The sequence below is a fragment of the Streptococcus caballi DSM 19004 genome (assembly GCF_000379985.1).
GTDB lineage: Bacteria > Bacillota > Bacilli > Lactobacillales > Streptococcaceae > Streptococcus > Streptococcus caballi.
In genome coordinates this window covers 30,903-55,135 of sequence record NZ_KB904121.1, presented here as the reverse complement: position 1 = coordinate 55,135, position 24,233 = coordinate 30,903, and the positions used below count along the sequence as shown (strand labels likewise).

Below are 24,233 nucleotides of genomic sequence, written 5' to 3'. Positions count from 1 at the left end.
GCACAAAACGTAATTATTGAAATAACGTATTGTACTTTCGTGTCTAGGTTTAGGTGCGATTTTTTTGTACCTAGCCCAAAAATAAAAACGGAGGTAAAACTAATGAGTGAAGCAATTATTGCTAAAAAAGCTGAACAAGTCGAAGTGGTTGCTGCTAAAATGAAAGAAGCCGCATCTATCGTCGTTGTTGATTCACGTGGTCTTACAGTTGAGCAAGATACTCGTCTTCGTCGTTCACTTCGTGAATCTGGCGTTGAGTTCAAAGTTATCAAAAACTCAATCTTGACTCGTGCAGCTGAACAAGCTGGTCTTGAAGGAATGAAAGATCTTTTTGTTGGACCATCTGCAGTGGCATTTTCTAACGAAGATGTTATCGCACCCGCAAAAGTCCTTAGCGACTTTGCAAAAGAAGCTGATGCTCTTGAAATCAAAGGTGGTGCAATCGAAGGCGCTGTTTCTACAAAAGAAGAAATCAACGCACTTGCAAGCTTGCCAAACCGCGAAGGTATGCTTTCTATGCTCCTTTCAGTACTTCAAGCACCAGTTCGCAACGTTGCATATGCTGTCAAAGCTGTTGCAGAAAGCAAAGAAGAAGGCGCTGCTTAATGCGTCAGCCTGTAGCGGCTTAAGGCTACAAATCACATTTATTTAAAAAACATTATTTGGAGGAAATCACAATGGCATTGAACATTGAAAACATTATTGCTGAAATTAAAGAAGCTTCAATCCTTGAATTGAACGACCTTGTAAAAGCTATCGAAGAAGAATTTGGCGTAACAGCTGCTGCTCCAGTTGCAGTTGCTGCTGCTGGTGGTGCTGATGACGCTGCTGCTAAAGATTCATTTGATGTTGAATTGACAGCTGCAGGCGACAAGAAAGTTGCTGTTATCAAAGCTGTACGTGAAGTTACAGGTCTCGGCCTTAAAGAAGCTAAAGCTCTTGTTGATGGCGCACCTGCAAACGTTAAAGAAGGCGTTGCAACTGCAGAAGCTGAAGAAATCAAAGCTAAACTTGAAGAAGCTGGAGCTTCAGTTACTCTTAAATAATAGAGTGACTACTCAAGCAGCCTAAAAATATGGGCTCTTTGTCAACTGTAGTGGGTTGACTTATATCTAGTAACGAGAGAGAATCAATTTGATTCTCTCTCGTTTTGTCTCTTTCGAATTATTAAGAAACAAGCTAAATAGGTGCAGTTACCCACTACAGATATTAGAGATTCGATTATATTGCCTTATCAGGTAAAGTTCAAGTAATTTAAATAGCTCCGATTTTTTATTTGAAAATAGAAGAAATTTTGCTGTCTTTTTAATGGAATTCTCAAAAAATCACCTATTTTATGATACAATGGTATAAAACTATACAATGGGAGTTTTGTATGAAGTTACAAACAAATGCAAAAAAATTGAATGGAACGATTCAGGTTCCCGGTGATAAATCAATTAGTCATCGCTCTATCATGTTTGGAAGCTTGGCTAGAGGAGTGACTCATGTGCATGATATTTTACGTGGTGAGGATGTTTTGTCTACCATGCAGGCTTTTCGTGATTTGGGTGTCGAGATTGAAGATGATGGCAATATTGTGACTGTTCACGGCCTTGGTTTCAATGGGTTACAGGCACCTAAAAAACCTTTAGATATGGGAAATTCGGGTACTTCTATCCGCTTGATTTCAGGTGTTTTAGCTGGACAAGATTTTGCAGTGGAGATGTTTGGTGATGATAGCCTCTCAAAACGTCCCATGGATCGTGTGACGATTCCGCTTAGTCAGATGGGAGTAGAGGTTTCGGGAAGAACTGATCGTGATCTTCCCCCACTAAAAATGAAGGGGTCAAAGCACTTGAAGCCTATTCATTATCAATTGCCAGTGGCTTCGGCTCAGGTCAAGTCTGCTCTGATTTTTGCTGCTCTGCAAGCTGATGGTGAATCTACTATCATTGAAAAAGAAAAAACTCGCAATCATACAGAAGATATGATCGTTCAGTTTGGCGGACAGATTGATGTAAAAGGTAAAGAAATTCGCATTAGTGGTGGGCAAGAGTTTATTGCGCAAGATATAGTTGTTCCTGGAGATATTTCCAGTGCTGCCTTTTGGCTTGTTGCAGGGCTTATTATCCCAAATAGTAAAATTGTCCTTAAGAATGTCGGCATCAATGAAACACGAACAGGTATTTTGGATGTCATTCAAGCTATGGGAGGGAATTTGCAGCTAACAGACGTGGATGATATTGCCAAATCTGCGACGATTACAGTTGAAAGCTCAGGTTTACATGCTACAGAAATTGCAGGGGATATTATTCCGCGTTTGATTGACGAGTTGCCAATCATCGCTCTACTGGCTACACAAGCTCAGGGTGATACCGTCATTCGTGATGCTGAAGAGCTCAAGGTAAAAGAGACAGACCGTATTCAAGTTGTTGCGGATGCTCTCAATGCCATGGGGGCCCATATTACGCCAACGGAAGATGGTATGATTATTCATGGTAAGACAGACCTACATGGCGCTAAGATTAATACTTTTGGAGACCATCGTATTGGTATGATGGCAGCAATTGCTGCACTGTTGGTCAAAGAAGGTGACGTTGAGTTGGAACGTGCAGAAGCAATTAATGCCAGCTATCCTAGCTTTTTCGCTGATTTGGAGGCATTGATTAATGGCTAAAATTCTCATTGGTTTCATGGGATCGGGAAAATCAACTGTTGCTAGTTTATTAGATCCCAATTTTGTTGATATGGATGCTGTCATCACTGAACGCATTGGCATGTCTATCGCTGATTTTTTTGCTAGTCATGGTGAGGCCAAGTTTCGTGAGATTGAATCGCAGGTTTTGGAAGAATTGGCTGACTCTAACCAAGTTATTGCCACTGGTGGCGGTGTGGTTGTTAATCCACATAACCGTGTGATTTTAGCAAAAAATCCTGAAACAATCTATCTCAAAGCTGATTTTGAAACGCTTTACCAGCGTATTCAAAACGATGAAGCTAATGTTCGCCCGCTCTTTGTTAATAATGATAAAGCTTCTTTTAAAGCCATTTTTGATAGCCGACAAGATTTTTATGAAGAATCAGCTAATATTATCATTGATGTTAATCAGAAATCTCCAGAAGAAATTATAGGATTGATAAAATGAAGGTTGCTTATTTAGGACCTGCGGGGTCCTTTACACATAATGTTGCAGTTAAGGCTTTTCCAGATTTTGATTTGCGTGCCTTTGGCAATATTACAGATGTCATCAAGTCTTATGAAGAAGGTTTGGTGGACTTTGCTATTGTGCCTGTTGAAAATTCTATTGAGGGATCTGTTCATGAGACCTTTGACTATCTTTTTCATCAGGCTGATATCCAAGCTGTTGCAGAAATTATTCAGCCTATCAAACAACAGTTGATGGCAACAACAAGGGATAAGCAGATTGATAAGATTTTCTCTCATCCCCAAGCTATTGCTCAAGGAAAGAAGTATATCAAGACAAATTATCCACAGGCTAAGTTGGAAATTACGGCCAGCACAGCCTACGCAGCACGCTTCATTGCAGAAAATCCTCAGGAAAATTTTGCTGCCATCGCTCCAGAAGCGGCAGCTAAAGAATATAATCTACAAATTATTGCTAAAGATATTCAAGAAATTGATGAAAATTTCACACGTTTTTGGCTTTTAGGGCATCAGTCACCAGTTATCTGCCTGCCTAAAATTGATAAGAAAGTTTCTTTGGCTCTGACTTTGCCAGATAATTTACCAGGAGCCCTTTACAAAGCACTATCAGTCTTTGCCTGGCGTGGGATTGACTTAACTAAAATCGAAAGTCGTCCTTTGAAAACCGTTTTGGGAGAGTATTTCTTTATCATCGATTTTGAAAATCACAATGAAGAATTAGTGACATTTGCATTGGAGGAGTTGACCACTATCGGTATCAATTATAAAATCTTGGGAAATTACGATGTTTTTGAATTGTAAGCTCAAAGAAAAAGAAGAGTATGTATGGGAAATCTATAGAATTGTATGGAATAGAAAATGGTGAGAAATAATAGAGGCAATTTGAGCCACCACGAAGAATTAAGATATAATTATCTACTGCGTAACCTGAGCTACCTCAATGCCAAGGAGAAGCAGGAATTTGACTACTTATATAACAAGAAAAAATCGACTTTTTCTGACCCTTCTTATAGCAATGGGCAGAGCTACTACAGAGAAGAGCCTGACCATTCTTATGAGGCAGCTTATGACGACTACTCATCTGCTGTAGACCAACCTCAGGAAAATTATACCTCTCAAGGTCTACCAGTTTATCCAGAAGAAAGTCGTGCATCCAAGCGCTCATCAAGACGGGGTGAAAATAACATTCCTAATTATCAAGAAGAGCCAGCTTATTATCAAGAACAAGCTAATGCTTATCAAGGTGTAGAACAAGCCTACGCAGCCCCTGTCCCTACTTCGCATCCTAATAAGCTAAAGAATAAAAGGCCAAGAAAAAAAGGTGGCGTGAAACGTTTCTTTAAATATTTGGGGATTCTCATTTTGCTAGTTGTCATTGGAATGATTGCCATGTTCATAAAGGGAATGAATGATGTGTCCAGCGGGAAAACAAACTACACACCTGCTGTAACGGAGACTTTCAATGGAAAAAATTCACCTGATGGCACCAATATTTTGATTTTAGGAAGTGACCAGCGTGTTACTCAGGGATCCAGTGATGCTAGGACGGATACCATTATGGTGCTTAACATTGGTAACAAGTCTGGTAAAGTTAAGATGGTCAGCTTTATGCGTGATACCTTGGTCAATATCGAGGGCGTCAGCTATGGTGACTATTCTTATGATCAAAAACTTAATGTTGCTTTTAACATTGGAGAACAAAACAATAATCAGGGTGCTGAGCTTATGCGCGAAACTCTTAAACGTAATTTTGACATTAATATCAAATATTATGTTATGGTGGATTTCCAGACCTTTGCAGAAGCTATTGACACCCTATTCCCTAATGGGGTTAAGATGAATGCTAAGTTTGGCTTGGTCAATGGTGAATCGGTTAGTTCTGTTGAAGTTCCCGATGATCTTAATATGAAGGATGGCGTCGTTCCCAACCAAACCATCAAGGTTGGTCAGCAGCGTATGGATGGTCGCACCTTGCTTAATTACGCTCGTTTCCGTAAGGATGACGATGGTGATTTTGGGCGTACACGTAGGCAACAAGAAGTTATGTCCGCTATTTTTTCACAAATCAAGGATCCAACTAAACTCTTTACGGGTTCGGCAGCTATCGGAAAGATCTACAGCCTGACCTCGACCAACATCTCTTATCCTTTCCTTATCAAGGAGGGGCTAGGCGTGCTAACCAGTGGAAAGTCTGGCATTGAGCAGACCACCATTCCAGCGGAAGGTGATTGGGTTGATGATTATGACATGTACGGTGGTACGGGAATTTCTATTGACTTTGATAAATACCAAAAGAAACTTGCCGACTTAGGCTTACGCTAATATGATATAATGGAGAGACGACAGTCTCTCTTTTTTTTGAAGATAGCAGAGCTGATAAGTAGAAAAGGATAAAAGATGCTAGAAAAAAATGATATTGTAGAAGTGGTCATTTCAGACCTGAGTCATGAGGGAATGGGAGTTGCCAAGGTGGATGGTTTTGTCTTCTTTGTTGAAAATGCTCTTCCAAATGAAGTTATCAAGATGCGCGTCTTGAAATTGCGTAAACGTATTGGCTATGGGAAGGTTGAAGAATATCTGAGACTCTCTCCTTACCGTAATAACAATTTGGATGTCGCTTACTTGCGGACAGGGATTGCTGACTTGGGGCACCTAGCTTACGAAGAGCAACTCAAGTTCAAGCAAAAACAAGTAGCAGATAACTTGTACAAGACAGCTCACCTTTCTGATGTGGAAGTCTTGCCGACTATTGGAATGGAGGAACCATTTGCCTATCGTAACAAGGCCCAGGTACCTGTTCGCCGTGTCAATGGTCAGTTGGAGACAGGCTTCTTTCGTAAGAATTCCCATGACTTAATGCCGATTGATGATTATTTGATTCAAGAAAAAGACATTGATGCGCTTATTAATTTTACACGTGACCTTTTGCGTCGCTTTGATATCAAGCCTTATGATGAAAAAGAGCAATCAGGTCTCATCCGCAATCTTGTTGTCCGTCGCGGGCACTACACGGGTCAAATGATGCTTGTCCTCGTGACCACCCGTCTTAAGATTTTCCGCGTTGAGCAAATGATTGCCAAAATTATCAAAGCTTTTCCTGCTGTTGTCTCTGTCATTCAGAACATCAATGATAAAAATACCAACACTATTTTTGGTCCGGAGTTCCGCACCCTTTATGGTAAGGATGTGATTGAGGATCAGATGTTGGACAATACTTACGAGATTTCGGCCCAGTCTTTCTATCAAGTCAATACTGAAATGGCTGAAAAACTTTATCAGACCGCCATCAATTTTTCAAAATTGACAGCTAGCGATGTGGTCATCGATGCTTACTCTGGTATTGGAACAATCGGGCTTTCTGTGGCTAAGCAGGTGAAGTATGTTTATGGCGTTGAGGTAGTAGAAAAAGCTGTCGCTGATGCTAAGAAAAATGCTGAGCGAAACGGCATCACTAATAGCACCTATGTGGCGGATAGCGCTGAAAATGCAATGGCCAAATGGCTGGCAGCAGGCATCAAACCAACTGTTATCATGGTTGACCCACCGCGTAAGGGTTTGACTGAAAGCTTCATCCGTTCCGCAGCACAAACGGGTGCAGATAAGGTGACCTACATTTCATGTAACCCAGCAACCATGGCTCGTGATATTGCACTCTTTGAAGAAATTGGTTACAAATTGACCAAAGTGCAACCAGTCGATTTGTTTCCGAATACACATCATGTTGAGACGGTGGCATTATTGTCCAAACTTAATGTCGATAAGCATATAAGTGTTGAAGTAGAGCTGGATGAACTTGATTTGACAAGTGCTGAAAGTAAAGCGACTTATGCACAAATCAAGAAATATATATTGGAAAAGTTTGATTTAAAGGTTTCGACACTCTATATTGCACAGATTAAAAAGAAATGTGGAATTGCACTGAGGGAGCATTATAATAAATCAAAAAAAGAGAAACAGGTTATTCCACAATGCACACCGGAAAAAGAGGAAGCTATCATGGATGCGTTAAGGCATTTTAAGATGATTTAATAGAAATGGAGGGTATTTATGAGATGGATATTAAAAATAATCTTATTTCCAATTAGATTGCTGTTAAGTATCCTCACTGCATTTCTGACATTCCTGCTCGGCATAGGAACAACTATTCTATATTTCTTGATGCTGATGTGTATCGTTGCTGCAATAGGATCATTTATACAAAAAGATATATCACTTGGAATTGAGGCGTTGGTATTAGGATTTTTGTTAAGTCCATATGGAATACCCATGGTCGGAGCAACCGTTATAGCCTTTCTTAAAGGTATAAACGAAGTAATAAAATCAATTTGAAAAATTTCATAAAAATGGTTACCAAAGACGATAGAGAAAAAAACTATCGTCTTTTTCTTTGTAAAATTTTAAGGAAAGGAGGTGAAGCGATGGACTTTGACTATTTCTATAACAGAGAAGCGGAAAGATTTAACTTTCTAAAAGTACCGGAGATATTGGTAGACGGAGAAGAATTTAAGGGATTATCCGCTGAAGCGATTATCCTTTATTCAATGCTTCTTAAACGGACAGGAATGTCTTTTAAGAATAACTGGATAGACAAAGATGGCAGGGTATTTATCTATTTTACTGTTGAAGAAATTATGAGAAGAAGAAATATCTCAAAGCCGACAGCTATAAAAACATTAGATGAACTCGATATGAAGAAAGGAATCGGACTGATTGAAAGAGTAAGGCTTGGGCTTGGTAAGCCGAATGTCATATATGTTAAAGACTTTATGAGCATATTAGCGGTAAAAGAAAATGACTTTCAGAAGTCAAAAAACTTAACTTCAGAAGTAAAAGATTTTAACCTCAGAAGTAAAGAAAATGAACTTCAGGAAGTTCAAAATCTTGACTCTAACTATATAGAGAATAATAAGAGTAAGTATAGTAAGAGAGAATATAGTTTTGGTGAAAACGGGCTTGGAACATTTCAAAATGTATTTTTAACGGCAGAAGATATATCCGATTTACAAATCATAATGAACTCACAGCTTGATAATTACATTGAGAGATTATCTGCATATATCAAAAGCACCGGAAAGACCTATAAAGACCATAAAGCGACAATCCTTTCTTGGTTTTATAAAGATCAGGGGAGAGGAAAAGAAGTGAAAACATCAAATATCCCGACATGGGAAGAATATGATAAAGGAGAACACCTATGATGAAAGAATTAGAAAAAGTAATGATAGAAGATGTAGAGTATTCTTACGATCCTGAAAAAGAATATATCAAGGATGGACACGCATTTTGTAAAGTTTGCCATGAAAGAAAAGACGGAAAAGTGATGGAGTTCTTTGATAACAAGATGATATTTAAGATTTCTTGCAAATGCGATAGAGATAGAGAGGAAAGAGAAAAAGAAAGACAAAAGCAGATGGAAATTGAACGATTAAAGAGTAGCTGCTTTAACTCGATTATTCAGTGGTCATACACATTTGAAAATTATCAGGGAGAAGAAAATCAAAGCCTTATCATTGCAAAGAACTTTGTAAAAGACTATGAGGAAATGAAAAAAGAAAATATCGGACTTCTTTTTTATGGCTCAGTAGGTAGCGGAAAGACCTATCTTGCCTGCTCCATTGCAAATAGCCTTATTGAACAGTATCAAATAGGCGTTAAAATAAGAAATTTTGCACAGATTATCAATGAACTGCAAAAGGGAGGATTTGATTTTGACAAGAACGCATATATTGAATCCCTTGTAAATACTTCCGTTCTTATCTTGGATGACTTAGGAATAGAAAGAGATACAAGCTATGCTAAAGAGCAAGTATATAACATCGTGAATAACAGGTACTTAAAACAGAAACCGACTATCTTCACTACTAACCTTTCCTACGACACAATCCAAAATTGTAAGGATAGCGTAGAGTATCAAAGAATCTACTCAAGAATCATAGAGATGTGTATTCCTGTTATGGTTGTAGGAGAAGATTTTAGAAAGGTTATTCAAAAGGACAAACTGAATCGGAATAAGGACAGACTGCTGAATGGAGGTGAGAGAAGTTGATCAATGAAGAAATAGCAAGAAAAACACTGAATATGGAAGTTAGAGCTGCTAAAGTAACAGGAAAGCTAATTCTGAACTTGTTAAAGAAATTGATGAAAGAAGCAGAAAAACTTGGAGGACTTGAAAAGCTGGTTAATACTAACGGAAATGAAGTAAAGCTAAAAGATATGGTTAAAAAGGGGCAGCTTGAAGAAATTCCAGTTGAAGAAGCAGAACTTAAGGAACTCAAAAAGGAACTTAATCGGTATGGGGTAAAGTTTTCAGTCATGAAAGATAAGGAAAGAGGGAAATACTCAGTATTCTTTCAAGCTAAAGATATGAAGGTTATGGACAAAGCATTTAAGCATGCCCTTTCAGAATCAGAAAAGAAAACGGAAAGGAAGGAGTCCATTCATAAGAATATTGAGAAGTTTAAGGAGATGGCTAAAAACTCTGTTTCCAAAGATAAAATCAAGAATAAACAAAAGGAGCAGAGCCTATGATAGATAAAATATTAAAGGACATCAAAGGCTTATTTAAGGTGCAAGATAAGGTAAAGTTTCTAAAGCAAAACATTCCCTATCTTGCATTTTTCTATATAGGTAATATCTTTTCACATCATGTAAGAGCCTATATAGGTGGCGATATTATTGACAAAATTTTTCAAGGGATATTAGAGATTAATACGATGAGCTTTCTTCCAAGCCTTCATCCTACGGATATTATAATGGGCGTGGTAGTAGCTGTTTTAATCAAAATTATCGTATATACCAAAGGGAAAAATGTTAAAAAGTTTAGACAGGGGAAAGAGTATGGCTCAGCAAGATGGGGAACGAAAAAAGATATAGAGCCATATATGGATGAAAAGTTTCAAAATAATATCCTGCTTACGCAAACAGAACGATTAACTATGAATGGCAGACCGGCTAATCCTAAGTATGCAAGAAATAAGAATGTTCTTGTCATCGGTGGATCAGGAAGTGGGAAAACGAGATTTTATGTAAAACCGAATCTTATGCAGATGCACTCGTCATATTGTGTAACCGATCCTAAAGGAACTATAGTCCTTGAGTGCGGTAAGATGCTTGAAGATAACGGATATGAGATAAAAATCCTAAATACCATTAACTTCAAAAAGTCTATGAAATACAATCCCTTTGCTTATCTTAGAAGTGAAAAAGACATATTAAAATTAGTACAGACAATCATCGCAAACACCAAGGGAGAGGGAGAAAAATCAGGTGAGGATTTTTGGGTAAAAGCCGAAAAACTCTACTACACAGCACTTATCGGCTACATCTTCTATGAAGCTCCAAGAGAAGAAAAGAACTTTGCGACTCTACTCGATATGATAGATGCTTCTGAAGTCAGAGAAGATGATGAAACCTATATGAATCCCATAGATAGACTCTTTGAAGCACTTGAAAAAAGAGAGCCGACACACTTTGCAGTGAAGCAATATAAAAAGTACAAATTGGCTGCCGGAAAAACGGCAAAATCTATTCTTATCTCTTGTGGTGCAAGGCTTGCTCCATTTGATATTAGGGAACTTAGGGACTTGATGAGTGAAGATGAACTTGAGCTTGATACACTCGGAGATAGAAAAACGGCACTCTTTGTTATTATCTCTGATACTGATGATACCTTTAACTTTGTAGTATCCATTATGTACTCACAACTTTTTAATCTCTTATGTGATAAGGCAGATGATGTATATGGCGGACGATTACCTGTCCATGTGAGATGCTTGCTTGATGAATTTGCAAACATCGGCTTAATTCCAAAGTTTGAGAAACTTATAGCAACAATCCGTTCCAGAGAAATATCAGCAAGTATCATACTTCAAGCACAATCTCAGTTAAAGGCAATCTATAAGGATAATGCCGATACAATCGTAGGTAACTGTGATAGTACCTTGTTCCTTGGTGGCAAGGAGAAAACTACACTAAAAGAATTGTCTGAAACACTGGGAAAAGAAACGATAGATTTATATAACACATCGGAAACAAGGTCAAATCAAAAGTCTTTCGGACTTAATTATCAAAAGACAGGTAAGGAACTGATGAGCCAAGATGAGATTACTGTAATGGACGGTGGTAAATGTATTTTTCAGCTTAGAGGTGTAAGACCTTTTCTTTCAGATAAATTCGACATCACAAAGCATAAGAACTATAAGTTCTTAGAAGATTATGACAAGAAGAATGTGTTTGATATTGAAGAATATATAAAGAGAAAAGGCAAGGTTAAGCTTAATAGAAATACGGTAATTACAAGATTGTAAGATTTACTGTTATAACTATATGGTCGAGGGTATATTTGATATAATAGAGCTAGATAAATTTGAATTTGTGGGGGTGGCTATTTGAAGAACGGTAGACCTGATTTCAGAGATATAAAGTCATTTGAAGAATTTTCTAGATATTATTGGTACAGAGAGGAGCTTTCAAAAATCTGTAAGTCACTTGGATTAGAATATAGAAGTACAAAGCAAGAACTGAATCATATCATAGAACAATATTTTATGGGGAATAGAATAGAGAAGTCTCAGAGAAATGGGAACAAAAATCAAACAGAAGTTGTAACATTACGTACACCATTACTTGAATGTGCTTTTTCCTTTAATCAAAAATTTAGGGACTATTTTTCTGCAGTAACGGGTGTTAGTCCATTTAAGTTCAATGCTGATATGGCAACGGCATGGAGAAAAGTGAAAATGGAAAATGACTTAAAATTTACAATTCAAGATATGCTCAAAGTATATTATGGCGAGTCAAACTACGCTAAGTATGATAATTCAGCTTGTCAATGGAATCAATTCCTAAAGGATTTTTGCTCAGATGAACTTAGCTACTATTATTCTAACAAGTTAAAAGTTGCTGCTATTCTATGGAAAGAAGTTAGAGACTCAAAAAATGAAAAAATTTATTCTAGACAACTCCTAAACGAATATGGAGATAAAATAGAGGAGTATCATAAATAAATTCCAGTTTGTTGAACTGAAAAATTGAATACTAAATGCGTAAGACGATAGAAAAGAAAAAAATCTATCGTCTTTTTTCACTTTATAGGAAAGACCGCCTATGGCGCTCTTGTGAATTTAAAATGCCCGCACGAAGGCGGGCATAGCAAACAGACGGTCAGGGATTAGAAAATATAGAAGCCTTCTTCTCCGAAATCGTCATCAAGTTCGTCATCATTTAAGAAATAATCCAAGTCCAGAAGCTCATCCTCGCTCAAATAGCGAATGTCCTTGGATGTCATACCTTCCGGTGGGTTTTCTATGTATTTTTTGCGCAATTCCTCGATATCCGTTTTCATAATGGCAATCTCCTTTCTACTAAGAGATTATATCATTAGAACTTATGCAGAGGAACGCTTTCCGCGAGATTTGGACATTGCTTTCTCGTAGAGTTCTTCAAGAGGAACGCGCTTGTGGTTGTAGTAGAGTTCAAGGAATACCATTTTGTGCTTACAATCAGGACATTGTAAAGGGTCATAGCCAAAAGAAGAAAGAATGGCAGTACGCCATTGATTGAAACTACAAAAAATGTGCTGCTTTTCTTTAGAAATAGCATGATACAGATGCTTGTCAATTTCGCGGTGGCGAGCATAAATACCAGCATATCGAATCATTTTAAAATGCTTTTCGGGGATATGCCGGATTAAGCGTTTTATAAAATCAATGGCAGGAAGCGTCTCCACGATATATTTTTCGTCTTCATGGCGATTGTAATGGAAGGTAACGAACTCACCGTCGTATTTATCAATACGTGATGTGGCTATAACGGGACGTCCAAGATAGCGACCGATATATTTTATTACGGTTTTGGGATTACATTTATTAGGTTTGGCATAAACATAGAAGCCATGTTTGTGCTCTGAATAACAGTTGGCTTTAATGTTTTTAAAGGATTGCCCAAGTTTGTTTTCCATTTCGTTAAGGAGAGCAGTGCGGAAAGCATTTCGTAAGTATGTGTAATTAAAGTGTGTGACATGGCGCCAAACCCCATCGTCGCTGTATCCCCCTTCAGAAATCAAACAGTGGATGTGAGGATTCCATTTGAGATCTCTGCCAAAAGTATGAAGAACCATAATGAAGCCGGGAGTAAAGTTTTTGGATTTATTCATCTTAAAGAACATGCGTGAAACAACGCTGGAGGCAGAATGGAAAAGAGAATTAAGCAGAGTTCTGTCCTGAAGGAAAAAATCACGGAGGTTTTGATCGATTGTGAAAACGCAGTGTCTGTGTCGGACATTAAGCAGTTTAAAAGACATGGATGTAGTGCGTTGCATAGAGTACTTGTTGCCACAGGTAGGGCAGAAACGGCTGTGGCATCGAAAAGGAACAAACTTAAGCTTACCACAGTGCGGACAGCCAAACATGGCACCGCCAAAAGAAGGATCACCACAGTTTATCATTTTTTCGATATTTTCTATCTCAGAATCTCTGGGATGAAGAGTATATTTAATTTCTTCATAATAATCATTAAAAATTTTCTGCAGCACGTTCATAAGAACATTATGAGGGATTATGAAAGAAAAAGAAACCCCACCCCTCAAGATTGAGGGGCAGGGGAGTTGAATAGGCGAAGCCTATTTTTTATGCCTATTTTCAATTTATATTGCGATCAATAAATAGGGGAAACTCGCTAATTAGCGAACTAGTATTTCAAGTACTTTTCACTAATATATACACGACAAAATGCTAATTCCCTTAAATATGTTAAAGACAATAAAGGAGATAAGATGATAAGGATCAGAAGTCCCACTAAGAAAAAACTAAATAGAAAGAGTATCAGCGATTGGAAAAGAAATACTCCAGTCGCTTTTTTATTGAATTGAAAAGGAGAAATTTAAAAAGATGAAACAAGAAATGATTAACATCAACGCCAACTTAGTGGCGGAACCTACTTTCTCAAACTTTGAAAAAGACGGAGAAACGGTAGAAGTTGCAAACTTCACGCTTGTAAAGAAGTACGGAAAAGGCAAGGAGTACATTAACTGTGCAGCCTATGGAGAAAAAGCGGATAAAGCAAAATCTTTTGAAAAAGGCGATTTGATTCATGTATTCGGCTACTTTAAGAAGCGTGAAAAAGAGGGAAAGATTTACAAAAATTTTGTAGTGAAGTCATACAACAAGATTGAAAAGAAAGAAGAAAATGAGGAGGAATAAATTATGGAATTTTTCGCACAGGCAGTAAATGTATTAAAAATTTTGGTTATGGCAGTAGGAGCAGGACTTGGAGCATGGGGTGTTATTAACCTGATGGAAGGATATGGGAATGACAATCCCGGAGCAAAATCTCAGGGGATTAAGCAGTTGATGGCGGGAGGAGGTATTGTTCTTATCGGACTTAAGCTGATTCCGCTTCTTGCAAATGTACTCAAGTAAGAAGAAAAGGAGAGCTTAGATGTTTGGAATATTCGACAAGATAGAAGAATTCTTTAAAGAGCTTCTACTGGGCGGTATCCAAGCAAACTTAGAGTCCATGTTTCTTGACATCAACGACAAGGTTGGTGCAGTTGCAACAGATGTAGGAAAAACGCCTATGGGATGGAACGGAGAAGTATTTGCCTTTATCAAAAGCATTAACGATTCCGTCATTATTCCCATAGCGGGACTAATTATCACAGCAGTCCTTTGTATCGAGATTATCAACATGGTAATGCAAAAGAACAATATGCACGATACGGATACCTTTGAATTTTTCAAGTACATCATCAAGATGTGGATTGCTGTGTGGTTAGTATCTCATGCCTTTGAGTTTTCAATGGCGGTCTTTGATGTGGCACAGCATATGGTAAATAAGGCGGCAGGGGTGATAAACACCTCTGCCACCGTTTCCGGAGATCAGATAGTGGCGATGATGGATACCCTAAAAGAAAAGGGACTTGGGGAACTTGTCATGATTCTCTTTGAAACCTCCATCATCAAGGTTGCTATACAGGCAATTTCCATAGTAATTATGCTTGTGGTTTACGGAAGAATGTTTGAGATTTATGTTTATTCATCGGTTTCAGCCATTCCTTTTGCCACAATGGGAAACAAAGAATGGGGGCAAATCGGCACGAATTACATCAAGGGACTATTTGCACTTGGACTACAAGGACTCTTTTTAATGGTTTGTCTTGGAATTTACGCAGTATTAGTTAAGACGATTGAAATAACAGATATACACACAAGTACCATGACGATACTTGGATATGCGGTTTTGCTGGGGTTAATGATGCTTAAGAGCGGAACACTGGCCAAAAGCGTATTAAATGCACACTAAAAGAAAGGAAAGATAGTATGAACAAAAGAAAAACAGTATTTACAGCAGTAGTAATGGTCGCAGGCATTATGGCGGTAATTGACAGAATCAGACTTTATAACAAAGTGGATGAATTGGAAGAAAGAACAGAGGACATCGGTCGCTGCCACAATGACTTTTGCCTAATGCAGCAAAGATATAACAAGAATACAGATGAACAGCTTGCAATTATTCAGGATGAAATCGGATCTGTATATGAACACTTTGAGGAGCTGTCAAAGGACAAAGAAGATGGGAGGTAAGTTATGGCGTATGTACCAATTCCCAAAGATCTCAAGAAGGTCAAGACAAAGGTAGCATTTAACTTAACGAAAAGGCAGCTTATCGGATTTACCATTGCAGGACTTGTTGGAATACCGGTCTATTTATTTATGAGAAAGGTAGTACCAAATGATATAGCTGTCATATTTCTGATTGTGTCCACACTTCCAATCTTTTTCATCACACTTTTTGAAAAGGATGGACTGACCTTTGAGAAATATTTTAAGCATATCTATCTTCATAAGTTTTATCAGCCGGCAAAGAGAGTGAGAAAGGAGGTTTACCTTGAACAAGAAAAGAAAAATTCAGCAAATAAAGTTAGAAGAAAACAAAAAGGCACTGAGAAGTCAAAAGCGGGACTTAAAGCAAAATAAGGGAAAGATTAAAAAAGACAGTAATATACTTGACCTTATTTTTAAGAAAGAGCCGAAAAGATACACTGTTGAAGATACCATTCCCTATCTTAGACTCTTAAAAAGCGGGATATGCCAGCTCGATGAAAAGCACTTCAGTAAAAGCATAGCCTTTCAGGACATTAACTATCAGCTTGCTTTAGATGAAGATAGGGATTTGATTTTTAATCAGTTTGCCAATTTCTTAAATTCCTTTGATCCAAGCATAGCGATTGAGTTTTCCTACATCAATCAGCTTGGACGAAACGAAGAAATGAAATCGGCAATTCAGATACCGAATAAAGGGGACGGATTTGACGATATACGACTTGAGTTTAGAGAGATGCTAAAAAGTCAGATTGTAAAAGGAAATAACGGACTGAAAAAATCAAAGTATGTAACCTTTACAGTAGAGGCAGACAATTTAGAACAGGCAACATCAAAACTTGAAAGACTGGAGATAGATATATTATCTAATCTAAAAGGCATGGGGGTAAGAGCTGAAAGTCTTACCGGAGAAGAAAGGCTAAAGATTCTTCACGATATATTAAATCCGAATAAGACCTTTGAGTTTTCCTACAAAGACCTGAAGAAAAAGGAAAGTACCAAAACATATATCGTGCCTGATGAATTTAACTTTATGCCAAGCAGGTATTTCAAGTTTGGGAAGTTTATCGGAGCAACAAGTCATTTTCAAATCCTTGCAAGTGAGCTTTCAGACCGTATGTTATCGGAGTTTTTGGATATTGATGATAACATCAATATATCTTTTCATATTAAGGCGATTGACCAGTCAGAAGCCATCAAGATGGTAAAACGAAAAAACACCGATATTGACAAGATGCGAATTGAGGAAAACAAGAAAGCTGTAAGGTCAGGCTATGACATGGACATTCTTCCAAGTGATTTAATTACTTACGGAGAAGATGTAAAAAGTCTTTTAAAAGATTTACAGACAAGAGATGAGCGTATGTTTGTTGTAAGTATTGTCTTTATGAATTTTGCAAGGACAGTGCAGAAGCTCGATAACACCATAGCTCAGATAAGCTCCATTGCAAACAAGCATAACTGTAAATTGAAAAGACTTGACCATACGCAGGAACAAGGCTTAGTGAGCGTGCTGCCTCTTGGGGTAAACAAGATTGAAATAGATAGAGGGCTAACCTCATCATCAACAGCAGTCTTTATGCCATTTACCACAGAGGAACTTTTTATCAACTCAAGTAACAGTCTGTACTATGGACTAAATGCTTTAAGTCATAACCTGATTATGGCGGACAGGAAGAAATTAAAGAACCCGAACGGCTTAATTTTAGGGACTCCCGGAAGTGGTAAATCCTTTAGCGCTAAAAGGGAGATGGCAAATGCGATTTTAGTAACGGACGATGATGTGATTATTTGCGATCCGGAGGGAGAGTATGGAAACCTTGTAAGACAGTTTAAGGGAGAAGTGATAAAGGTTAGCAGTAAGTCAAAAGACTACTTAAATCCCCTTGATATAAACATGAACTATGGCGATGGAGATGCACCTCTTAAAGACAAGGCAAATTTCATTATGTCCATGCTTGAACTTGTAGTTGGAGGAAGCGGACTTACGGCAGAAGAAAAGTCGGTAATAGATAGGTGCCTTCCTAAAATTTATGAAAAGTATTTTGAAAATCCGACTCCTGACAATATGCCGATTCTTCAAGACCTATACGATATGTTAAAAGGGCAGGAAGAAAAGGTTGGTAAGAAGCTGGCAACGGAGATGGAAATATATGTATCAGGTTCTCTTAATGTCTTTAATCACAGGTCAAATGTGGACTTAAATAAGAAGCTGCTTTGCTTTGATATTAAGGAACTTGGAAGTCAATTAAAGAAAATCGGTATGCTTGTCATTCAGGATCAGGTGTGGAATAAGGTATCGCAAAACAGAGGAAACAAGGCTACAAGGTACTATATAGATGAATTTCACTTGCTGTTAAAAGATGAGCAGACAGCTTCATACTCGGTTGAGATATGGAAGCGTTTCAGAAAATGGGGAGGTATCCCGACGGGTATCACGCAGAATGTCAAAGACCTGCTTATGAGTAAGGAAATAGAAAACATCTTTGATAATACGGACTTTGTCTTAATGCTAAATCAGGCTTCGGGAGATAGAGAAATCTTAGCAAGAAAACTTAAAATCTCACTTCCACAGCTTCGGTATGTAACTAACTCCAATGAGGGCGAGGGATTACTTTTCTTTGGAAATACCATTGTGCCTTTCCTTGATAAATTTCCGAAAGATACTATTCTTTATCAGAAGATGACTACCAAGCCTGAAGAAGTGAGGTAGCTTATGGATGGGAAGCTGAAAAAAGATTTTAGAGAAAGACATAAGGCAAGCCTTGAAAGAGAAATGCTAAAAACTGAAACAAGCTCCGTACCTGAAGAAAGTAAGCTAAAGCATAGCGATGATTACAGAGGAAAAATCGTCCATGATAAAGAAAGATTTCAGGATAAGGTACATGAAAAGATAAGTAAGGTAAACTCTGATAATGAGCAAGCACAGGGGACTTCCAAAAGAAATACAAAGCATAGAGCTTCTGATAAGGGAAGTGTAAATGAAGCAGGAAAGGCTGACTATGATACTGAGGTAAAGAACGGGAAAATTTATGATCCTTTAGGACAAGACCTTGATAACGATGGAATCATAGACAGATACGACAATGACTTTAGGGACAGCGACTACTTTGAGTCGACCTATGATGTAGATGACAATCTTCAGAACAAAGAAAAATCACTGGAAAATTCCTCTAAAAATCATAAGGTTCAAAAGAGTAAGTATAAGAGGAAAAACTATTCCGAAAGCCTCTATACAAGAAAAAAGGACGATGTACCAAAAGAAAATAAATCTGAAGGTAAAAGGACAGGGAAAGATACTGCATGCGAAAAAGAAAATATCAGCTTATCAAAAGACCAAAAGAAAAAGGTCAAAAAGGATATGGTAAAAGTATCTGCCCTGTCAGGGCTTGCCAAAGGAAGTGAAACCGTAAGAGATTACCTTTCTCATGGAAGCGATGAAAATAAAGGCGTAGAAGCAGGAGAAAAGACGGCGGACGCAAGTTCCAAGCTCATTCATGGTATTAAGAGATACTCAGATAAGAAAAGAGCTAAAAAAGGATATGACCTTACAAATAAGGACTATAAAATCAGAAAGCGTAAATCCAAGTTAGAGTTTCGTGATGCCAAAGAGGAACTGAAAAAGACAGATGAGTATAAAAGAGCAAGTGCCTATAAAAGATTTCAAAAGAAAAATCAGGCAAAGGCAGCGATTTCTCGTGAGAATAAGTCAAGACTTAGAGATCGTATTAAAGAGGGGCTTATCGGAACACTGAAAAGCTCAAAGGATATGATTATCCGAAAAGCAAAAGGACTAATGCTTATCTTCATAGGTATCATCATCTTAGGAACTTTTGTGATTAACTTTGCAGGAACAGGCATGACAGGCTTTATGAACTCTACAAGCTCGGTTCTTACAACAAGCTATTTATCAAAGCCAAATGTTCTAAGTGAAATCAATCAGAAGTTTTCTGCTATGGAGAGTGAGCTTCAAAGTGAAGTTGATCATGTAGAAGAAAATTATCCCGGATATGATGAATACATCTTAAATAACACAGAGTACATCGGTCATAATGTCCATGAGCTTTTATCCTACATTACATCAAGATGCGGAGAGGTAAAGAATGTATCGGAAGTAGAATCCATATTAAAAGAATTGTTTGAGTCCATGTATGACCTTGAATACAGGGAAGAAATTGAAATCAGATACAGGACAGTTACAGAAACCTATACCGATGAAGATGGCAATGAATATACCGAAAGCCATGAAGAACCTTATGAGTATAAAAAGCTCATTGTAACGCTTCAAAAAAAAGAGATGGATAGCATTATACGAAAGGTATTTGCAGACTATCCCGATAACTTAAAGCACTATGAAGCCTTATTCCTTGCACAAGGTAATATGGGAGAAGCCTTTGGGAATACCGACCTTATTAGCTCTAATGGCGGTATAGGCGGTGGAAAAGAGTATGAGGCATCTACGGAAGTCCAAAAGAAAATTGTTAATGCTGCATATATTACACCATCTCCGGGTGCAGGCTGGTGTGCCATGTGGGTATCACAGGTCTATCAAAATGCGGGACTTGGATATATCGGAGGAAACGCCAATGATATGTATCGAAACTATACCTTTACATCAGACAGGTCAAAGCTAAAAGTAGGAATGCTTGTAGCGGTAGAAAGCAGCAGTAGCGGAAGTACAGCAGGACTTACCTATGGTCATGTAGGTATTTACATCGGGGACGGAAAGGTTATTGATAACATCGGTTATATAAGAGTAACTACCTTAGATGATTGGATTGCGACTTTTTGTAAACATCATCCGGTAGGCTTCGGTTTTCCGCCAAATGTAAACAGATAAGGAGGGAACAATGTGAAAAAAGAACTGACAGCAGTAAAAAACAGAATAAAGAAGTTAAAGGATAAAAAGGCTCTGATTGATGAAGAATTGGAGCCTTTATTTATTCGTGAAGAAGAACTTGAAAATGAGGAAATCATCACGATTTGTAGAAAGAACAATATCACAATCAGTGATTTGATGGCAAAGGTAAACAGAGAAAAAGCAGAACTGAAAAAGGAGAGAACAAATGAAAACCAGTTTGAAAAAGAATAATAAATTTTGGACAGCAGCACTTGCGGTGATTGTAAGTATTAGCTGTATTTTAGGACTTTGGACAGTGGTGTATGCTCAGGAACAAAAGGTATCGGATACGCCTACAAGTGATAAGGCTGTCCAAACGGAAGTTGAAGTAAATGTAAAATATATCTTTGAAGATGAAAAGGTATTTAAGGAAGAGAAGATTAAGGCAGAGAAAGGACAGCTTCTTGATAGTGGCGATCTTCCAATGCTCCCTGATGATATGAAATTCATTGATGAATTTCTATTCTATGAAGTAAAGGGCGATGGTAATGATGAGATTATCCGTAAGGTAGCAAAGACTGAGCTTAAGGATAAACAAACGCAAACGGAAGAAGAAAAACCAAAGCAGGACGCAAGCACTCAGACGGAAGATAAAAAGACAGAGGACAAGAAAACACAGACAGAGCTTTCTAAAGACGATATTTCAAAAATGGAAAAAGAGGCTAAGGAACTTCAGGAAAAACTTGATAAGTTAAATGGCGAAATCAAGGATAAAGACAAACTAAGCGATAAGCAGAAAGAAAAAATCAAAGACCTTGAGGATGAGATTGAAAGTTTGAAAGAAAAAATGAAGAAAGATAAGGGAAATAAAGACTTATCAGAAGATATGAAAAAGGAAATGGATAAGCTGAATGAAAAGGTCAAAGAGCTTGAGAAAAAGAAAGAAGTAAGTAGTACGCCTTCAACATCTCACTCGATTACGCCGATTAGTCCTATTTCCGGAATTAAAACAAGTTCGGGCATTTCTCCTCAAACACCACAGAGTTCCGGTAAAGGCTCATCTGATACAGTAAGTTCAAGCAATACCACAAAAGATACAGGTAAAACAGAAGCAAAGAAGAAAGAAAAGGAAGTTCGCTATCCAAATAAATTGACAGCAAAAGCTCCTGCTAATAACAGCAGTCAGGATTCATCTATGGACGGTACAAGTAAGAGTGTAAATACCAATAAGGGCGTAGCTTCAGCACCGTCAAAGGCAAGAGCTTCCGTTACGGAGAATAAGGATAATGCGAATAATGATTATCCAATTCATCATGGAGATAGCAGCGATAACAAAGAAACGAATATGTATTCAGCAGATGCAAGGCAGTTTATTACCTTTCAGACTAAAAATGGTAAGACTTTTCATCTCATCATCAACCACGATGAGGATAGTGAGAATGTAATGCTTTTAACAGAAGTATCTGAAGATGACCTACTTAACATGGTGGAGAAAAAAGAAGCACCAAAGCAGGAAGTAGTAAAAGAAGAACCTGTTAAGGAAGAAGTAAAGCCTGAGAAAAAGGAAGAAAAGAGTAATTTAGGAACCTATATTATCTTGCTTCTTGTTGTAGGTGGAGCATTGGGAGCTGGATACTACTTTAAGGTTGTGAAAAAGAAAGAAGATAGAGAGCTTGAAGCCTTAGAGGAAGAAGATGATGATTTCTTTTCTGAGGCTGAAAGCGAAGAAGAAACAAATGATGCAGATGAAGTAGAAGCAGAAGATGGGCAGTAATGCTGCACCAAAAATAATACAGTATTTGGTGCAAAGTAAAGGGCGGGAGAGGAATATCTTTCGCCCTCTTATATTGAAAAATAGGAGGAAGTACAGAAATGAAGTTAGTTATTGCAGAAAAGCCAAGTGTTGCAATCTCCATTGCAAAAGTTATTGGAGCAACGAAAAAGAAAGATGGATATTATGAGGGAAATGGATATAGGATTTCTTGGTGTGTTGGTCATTTAATTCAAATGGCAAATCCGGACAGCTATGATGAAAAGTATGCTAAATGGAATATGGCTGATTTACCGATTATTCCAAGAGAATATAAGTATGAGATTGCGAAGTCAACAAAGAAACAATTTACGATTCTTAAAAAACTGATGAACGATAAAGAGATTGATACGGTTATCAATGCGTGCGACGCAGGTCGTGAGGGAGAGAGCATTTTTAGACTTGTATATAATCAAGTGAATTGTAAAAAGAAGATGAAACGCCTTTGGATTTCATCTATGGAGGATAGTGCCATTAAAGAGGGTTTTGATAATCTAAAAGACGGAGAGGACTATGACAATCTCTTTGAATCGGCACAGGCAAGAGCCATTGCGGATTGGTTAGTCGGAATGAACATCAGTAGGCTCTATTCTTGCCTATATAAGCAAAATTACAGTGTTGGCAGAGTGCAGACACCGACTCTTGCCATGATTGTAAAAAGAGATGATGAGATAGCAAATTTTAAGAAAGAGAAATACTATACAGTGGAGCTATCTATGGGTGGTTTTACACTATCAACGGATAGAATTGATGATGAAATTGCAGCAGAGCAGCTCTTAAATTTAGTAGGCGATAAGATTGAAATCACTGATGTTATTCAAAAAGAAAAGATTACTAAACCTGATTTACCTTTTGACCTTACAACACTTCAAAGGGAGTGCAATAAATATTTTGGATATAGTGCCAAGCAGACACTTGACTATGCTCAAAGCCTGTATGAAAAGAAACTGATTACTTATCCAAGAACGGATAGTAGATGTTTAACAGAGGATATGATTGTGAGTACGGTCAATAACATTTTAGGCAAAAATGACTTTGATACAGAGCGTATCAAGACGGTGTTTAACTCAAAAAAGGTTACAGATCATCATGCGATTATCCCGACAGTAAGCTCACTGAGTGAAGATTTATCAGGCATTCCTGAGGGTGAAGCAAAGGTATATAGGCTTATTTCTAATAAGCTTCACGCAAGTGTAGGTTATCCATTAGTGGAAAACACAACAAAGATTGTAGCTTCATTTGATGGTTTTGAATTTACAAGTTCAGGAAAGGTAATTAAGGATGATGGCTTTACAAAATACCTTAAAGAATACAAGTCCAAGAAGAATGAGGACATGGAGCTTCCTGATGTGAGCATTGGAGATGTTTTAAGCATTGAAAATAAAGAAATTAAAGAGAAATTTACCCAACCTCCGAAACACTTTACTGAAGATACTCTCTTAAAGTCTATGGAGATTGCAGGAAATGAAGCCTTAGAAAAAGGTGTAGAAGTGGAAAGAAAAGGACTTGGAACACCTGCAACAAGGGCAGGGATTATTGAAAACTTAATCTTTAAGGGATTTGTAGAAAGAGATAAGAAAAATCTTATAGCCACTCATAAAGGAATTAGCCTTGTAACGATTGTAGCGGATAGCTTTAAGTCAGCAGAAACGACAGCGAAGTGGGAAATGGAATTATCGGATATTGCTCAGGGTAAATCCTCTAAGAAAGAATTTTTAGATGCGATTGAAAATGAGATAAAAGAGGCTGTTCTGACATATAGCAAGTAAGTAGGGACTAATCTCAGAGTAGAAAAAATATCTTAAAAGTGCTATAATATATTGAAATATTTTTGTG

Annotated in this window: 25 protein-coding genes and 1 other annotated feature (1 of these 26 only partly in view); of the genes, 23 read left to right on the top strand and 2 right to left on the bottom strand. The window is 37.7% G+C overall.

Features of this window, described 5'->3' with window-relative positions; translation table 11 throughout:
• Positions 1–74 (top strand) — a sequence feature (ribosomal protein L10 leader region); it begins 61 nt to the left of the window's first position.
• 28 nt (positions 75–102) lie between these two features.
• The 13 genes from rplJ (at position 103) to A3GS_RS0110285 (ending at position 12,153) form a co-directional block, all read left to right on the top strand.
• Positions 103–606 carry a 50S ribosomal protein L10 gene (gene rplJ, locus A3GS_RS0110345; RefSeq protein WP_018365317.1) on the top strand — a complete coding sequence of 168 codons (504 nt, stop codon included), beginning with the start codon at positions 103–105 and terminating at the stop codon, positions 604–606.
• Positions 607–677: 71 nt separating this feature from the next.
• A complete protein-coding gene (gene rplL / locus A3GS_RS0110340; protein WP_018365316.1) occupies positions 678–1,046 on the top strand; it encodes a 50S ribosomal protein L7/L12 in 369 nt (122 codons plus the stop codon).
• 329 nt (positions 1,047–1,375) lie between these two features.
• Complete coding sequence (gene aroA / locus A3GS_RS0110335; protein WP_018365315.1) at positions 1,376–2,659, top strand: 3-phosphoshikimate 1-carboxyvinyltransferase; 1,284 nt, start codon at positions 1,376–1,378, stop codon at positions 2,657–2,659.
• Entirely contained in the window at positions 2,652–3,128 is a 477-nt protein-coding gene (locus tag A3GS_RS0110330; protein ID WP_018365314.1) for a shikimate kinase, read from the top strand. Before aroA ends, A3GS_RS0110330 begins: the two co-directional genes overlap by 8 nt.
• Complete coding sequence (gene pheA / locus A3GS_RS0110325; RefSeq protein WP_018365313.1) at positions 3,125–3,949, top strand: prephenate dehydratase; 825 nt, start codon at positions 3,125–3,127, stop codon at positions 3,947–3,949. The genes A3GS_RS0110330 and pheA overlap by 4 nt, the downstream gene beginning before the upstream one ends.
• A gap of 57 nt (positions 3,950–4,006) precedes the next feature.
• Complete coding sequence (locus A3GS_RS0110320; protein ID WP_018365312.1) at positions 4,007–5,470, top strand: LCP family protein; 1,464 nt, start codon at positions 4,007–4,009, stop codon at positions 5,468–5,470.
• A gap of 75 nt (positions 5,471–5,545) precedes the next feature.
• Positions 5,546–7,177 (top strand): 23S rRNA (uracil(1939)-C(5))-methyltransferase RlmD, encoded by a 1,632-nt coding sequence (gene rlmD, locus A3GS_RS0110315; protein ID WP_018365311.1) that lies wholly within the window; start codon positions 5,546–5,548, stop codon positions 7,175–7,177.
• An 18-nt stretch (positions 7,178–7,195) separates the two neighbouring features.
• A complete protein-coding gene (locus A3GS_RS0110310) occupies positions 7,196–7,477 on the top strand; it encodes a CD1845 family protein (protein ID WP_004804245.1) in 282 nt (93 codons plus the stop codon).
• An 89-nt stretch (positions 7,478–7,566) separates the two neighbouring features.
• The gene (locus tag A3GS_RS0110305) at positions 7,567–8,346 is read left to right on the top strand and encodes a replication initiator protein A (RefSeq protein ID WP_018365310.1); all 780 of its coding nucleotides are present in this window, start codon (positions 7,567–7,569) and stop codon (positions 8,344–8,346) included.
• Positions 8,343–9,194, top strand: a complete 852-nt coding sequence (locus A3GS_RS0110300) for an ATP-binding protein (RefSeq protein ID WP_018365309.1) — start codon at positions 8,343–8,345, stop codon at positions 9,192–9,194. The genes A3GS_RS0110305 and A3GS_RS0110300 overlap by 4 nt, the downstream gene beginning before the upstream one ends.
• On the top strand, positions 9,191–9,676 hold the full coding sequence (locus tag A3GS_RS0110295) for a PcfB family protein (RefSeq protein ID WP_012678216.1): 486 nt from the start codon (positions 9,191–9,193) through the stop codon (positions 9,674–9,676). The genes A3GS_RS0110300 and A3GS_RS0110295 overlap by 4 nt, the downstream gene beginning before the upstream one ends.
• Positions 9,673–11,454 carry a VirD4-like conjugal transfer protein, CD1115 family gene (locus A3GS_RS0110290; protein WP_018365308.1) on the top strand — a complete coding sequence of 594 codons (1,782 nt, stop codon included), beginning with the start codon at positions 9,673–9,675 and terminating at the stop codon, positions 11,452–11,454. The genes A3GS_RS0110295 and A3GS_RS0110290 overlap by 4 nt, the downstream gene beginning before the upstream one ends.
• A gap of 81 nt (positions 11,455–11,535) precedes the next feature.
• Positions 11,536–12,153, top strand: a complete 618-nt coding sequence (locus A3GS_RS0110285; protein ID WP_018365307.1) for an SAP domain-containing protein — start codon at positions 11,536–11,538, stop codon at positions 12,151–12,153.
• Between the two features lie 164 nt (positions 12,154–12,317).
• Here A3GS_RS0110285 and A3GS_RS12935 read toward each other — a convergent pair whose 3' ends face one another.
• Both A3GS_RS12935 and A3GS_RS0110275 read right to left on the bottom strand, forming a co-directional pair.
• Entirely contained in the window at positions 12,318–12,491 is a 174-nt protein-coding gene (locus A3GS_RS12935) for a hypothetical protein (protein ID WP_018365306.1), read from the bottom strand.
• Between the two features lie 42 nt (positions 12,492–12,533).
• Positions 12,534–13,685: an IS91 family transposase gene (locus tag A3GS_RS0110275; RefSeq protein WP_040807880.1), complete on the bottom strand. Its 1,152-nt coding sequence runs from the start codon at positions 13,683–13,685 to the stop codon at positions 12,534–12,536.
• A 349-nt stretch (positions 13,686–14,034) separates the two neighbouring features.
• Between A3GS_RS0110275 and A3GS_RS0110265 the strand changes: the two genes are divergently transcribed.
• From A3GS_RS0110265 to A3GS_RS0110220, 10 genes are all read left to right on the top strand, one after another.
• The gene (locus tag A3GS_RS0110265) at positions 14,035–14,346 is read left to right on the top strand and encodes a single-stranded DNA-binding protein (protein ID WP_012678214.1); all 312 of its coding nucleotides are present in this window, start codon (positions 14,035–14,037) and stop codon (positions 14,344–14,346) included.
• Between the two features lie 3 nt (positions 14,347–14,349).
• Positions 14,350–14,565, top strand: coding sequence for a Maff2 family mobile element protein (locus A3GS_RS0110260; protein WP_000394022.1), 216 nt, complete (start codon positions 14,350–14,352; stop codon positions 14,563–14,565).
• A gap of 19 nt (positions 14,566–14,584) precedes the next feature.
• The gene (locus tag A3GS_RS0110255) at positions 14,585–15,448 is read left to right on the top strand and encodes a VirB6/TrbL-like conjugal transfer protein, CD1112 family (RefSeq protein WP_012678213.1); all 864 of its coding nucleotides are present in this window, start codon (positions 14,585–14,587) and stop codon (positions 15,446–15,448) included.
• Positions 15,449–15,465: 17 nt separating this feature from the next.
• A complete protein-coding gene (locus A3GS_RS0110250; protein ID WP_012678212.1) occupies positions 15,466–15,729 on the top strand; it encodes a hypothetical protein in 264 nt (87 codons plus the stop codon).
• Between the two features lie 3 nt (positions 15,730–15,732).
• Positions 15,733–16,122 carry a PrgI family protein gene (locus A3GS_RS0110245; protein WP_012678211.1) on the top strand — a complete coding sequence of 130 codons (390 nt, stop codon included), beginning with the start codon at positions 15,733–15,735 and terminating at the stop codon, positions 16,120–16,122.
• Positions 16,034–18,460 carry a VirB4-like conjugal transfer ATPase, CD1110 family gene (locus A3GS_RS0110240; RefSeq protein WP_018365301.1) on the top strand — a complete coding sequence of 809 codons (2,427 nt, stop codon included), beginning with the start codon at positions 16,034–16,036 and terminating at the stop codon, positions 18,458–18,460. The genes A3GS_RS0110245 and A3GS_RS0110240 overlap by 89 nt, the downstream gene beginning before the upstream one ends.
• Positions 18,461–18,463: 3 nt before the next feature.
• Complete coding sequence (locus A3GS_RS0110235) at positions 18,464–20,587, top strand: CHAP domain-containing protein (protein WP_018365300.1); 2,124 nt, start codon at positions 18,464–18,466, stop codon at positions 20,585–20,587.
• A 12-nt stretch (positions 20,588–20,599) separates the two neighbouring features.
• A complete protein-coding gene (locus A3GS_RS0110230; protein WP_018365299.1) occupies positions 20,600–20,839 on the top strand; it encodes a hypothetical protein in 240 nt (79 codons plus the stop codon).
• The gene (locus A3GS_RS0110225) at positions 20,814–22,361 is read left to right on the top strand and encodes a CD1107 family mobile element protein (RefSeq protein WP_018365298.1); all 1,548 of its coding nucleotides are present in this window, start codon (positions 20,814–20,816) and stop codon (positions 22,359–22,361) included. Before A3GS_RS0110230 ends, A3GS_RS0110225 begins: the two co-directional genes overlap by 26 nt.
• A 98-nt stretch (positions 22,362–22,459) precedes the next feature.
• A complete protein-coding gene (locus A3GS_RS0110220; RefSeq protein ID WP_018365297.1) occupies positions 22,460–24,166 on the top strand; it encodes a DNA topoisomerase 3 in 1,707 nt (568 codons plus the stop codon).
• Positions 24,167–24,233: the final 67 nt, after the last annotated feature.